We start from the raw sequence: 2,070 nt of genomic DNA, 5'->3' as shown, positions 1-2,070 counted from the left end.
ACCACCCCGCCCTACCCGACCCGTGGACACGCACCCGACACACCCACACCCGCGGTGACGTGCTGGCCCGCTTCGTGGTCCGCGCCGAGGAAATCAGCGCATCTCTCGCCCTGATCACCTCACTGGTCGAGGTACTGGACGGACGCCTCACCGCCACTGCCCCGGCGCGCCCCGCCGACAACCCGCCCGATCGGGGACCGCGTTCCGGTGTGGGGATCGTGGAGGGCTGGCGCGGCGCCGTCACCCACCGCGTCGAACTCGCCCCCGACGGCAGGTTGACCCGCGTGAAGATCGTCGACCCCAGCTTCTTCAACTGGCCCGCGCTGCCCGTCGCGCTCTCCGACACGATCGTCCCCGACTTCCCCCTCACCAACAAAAGCTTCAACCTCTCCTACCCCGGCAACGACCTCTAACCGTGAGCTCACCGCGAGCACCGGCCCTCGCTGGCCCGACATAGTGGACTATGGCACCTTGCACGATCCAGCACTTGCAAGATTCGTTAAATGCGAAGACGATTGATCTCCCGCAGCGTGACGCGCGCGGGGGCGGAAGAGAAGTGAGGCGATGAGCCAGTTCCAGGCGGTCCTGCGGGACCGGGTCGAGGAGGCCGTGCGCGAGATGTGCGCGGCCCGTGAGGGCGGAAACGACGGACGGGCCGAGTTCTACGTGGCCCGGTTGGCGGAGCTTTTCGAGCTGGCCGCCCGCCACGGCGTCGACACACAGGGCTGGGTCGAGGACCCCGCCGTCGCGGCGCTGGTCACGTCCACCCGCCATTGACTGGGCGGCATCGACGGGCAGGAGTGCGGTTGGTGAACACAGAGCGTGTCACGGCCTTGACAGGCCCGGCCCGGTCAGCGTCACGACGCTGGCCGGCCGGTGGGGACCGGTCGCGGTGAGCACGCCCACACCACCCGCGCGGACCATTGCCGTGATCAGGGAGCGCGGTGGCGAGCACACGCGGCGGGCCGCCGCGTCCGCCGTGACGGTGGGCGACGGAGCGTTTGGCCGTTACGGCACGGCGATCGAGCACTTCACGGGGATCGTGACCCGGGAGGTCCTGTGCGATCCGGTCCGCGACAGCGCGGGTCTTGTCGGCCAACTGCTGGCCTTGTGCGAGCGCTCACCGGAGATCGCGGTCCTCGTGCTCGCTCACTGCGCGCCGGAGCGGGCGCCGGCGATGCGCATGATCGCCGATGTGCCTGTGGTGCCGGTCTCAGACGTTGTCGCGGTCGGTCTGGCCGCGGCGACCGTGACCGCGTTGAACCGGTCCGGGCGGGCGCCCGCGCACAGCAGAGTGGTCATCGCCGGCGCCAGCGCGATGCCGGCGTTGTGCCCACTGCTGATCGGCGTGGGGGTTGGGGATATCACCAGCTGGAACCTCGAGGACGCCACCACCTGTTCGCTGATGAGCATCGCCGCGCATGCCGATGTGGTGATCAACCTGCTGGCCAGGGCGCCCGGGCTGTCGTCGGTGTGTGCGGCGCACAGCGACCCGGTGGTGCTCACACCCGAGCCGCTGGACCCGCTGAGTGTGCTGCCGGGGTTGACCCGTGCCCTGGTCGAGATGCCGGCCACCGATCACACCGTGTACCGGGATCGCTACGACGAGGTGCTGCTGGCGTGCGTGTTCGCGTTGGTGATGGCCGCCCCACCAGGCCGGCCCCGCCCGCCCGGACCCAGCGGCGCGTTGGCCGCCCGGATCGCGGACGCCGCGACCCGGGCACTTCACCCCACCCCGCCGACCATCCCGCGGCCGTGATCATCGGCCGCACGGCGACCCCGGCTGCACCCACTACCGCCGTCACACACGCCGCCGCCCTACACGCGGCCGTCACCCGTAACGCCGTCACCACGCTTCACGAGGAGAACGTGATATGACCGCCAGCCCGACCCGAGCCGCCGCGCGCCCCGGTCTGGAACACCCGCCGACCGAACACCGAGAACTTCTCGACTGGGTCAGCGAGGTGGCCGAGCTGACCACCCCGGACCGGGTCGTGTGGTGTGAGGGGTCGGATGACGAGTGGCGCCGGCTGACCACCGAGCTGGTCAGCGCGGGCACTCTGGTCCGGC

General features: G+C 70.7%; 2 protein-coding genes and 2 pseudogenes. All 4 read left to right on the top strand.

All coding sequences use genetic code 11. The features are described from left to right. A pseudogene (locus ABEB12_RS35975) lies at positions 1 to 413 on the top strand (formate hydrogenase); the annotation flags it as partial. A 151-nt stretch (positions 414 to 564) separates the two neighbouring features. After that, the gene (locus ABEB12_RS35970; protein ID WP_185061010.1) at positions 565 to 777 is read left to right on the top strand and encodes a hypothetical protein; all 213 of its coding nucleotides are present in this window, start codon (positions 565 to 567) and stop codon (positions 775 to 777) included. Positions 778 to 892: 115 nt separating this feature from the next. Further along, the gene (locus tag ABEB12_RS35965) at positions 893 to 1,759 is read left to right on the top strand and encodes a hypothetical protein (RefSeq protein WP_345703443.1); all 867 of its coding nucleotides are present in this window, start codon (positions 893 to 895) and stop codon (positions 1,757 to 1,759) included. Positions 1,760 to 1,874: 115 nt separating this feature from the next. Beyond that, a pseudogene (locus ABEB12_RS35960) lies at positions 1,875 to 2,070 on the top strand (phosphoenolpyruvate carboxykinase (GTP)); the annotation flags it as partial.

The organism is Actinospineispora eucalypti (genome assembly GCF_039543365.1).
GTDB lineage: Bacteria > Actinomycetota > Actinomycetes > Mycobacteriales > Pseudonocardiaceae > Pseudonocardia > Pseudonocardia eucalypti.
This window is presented reverse-complemented; position numbering and strand designations above follow the sequence as displayed.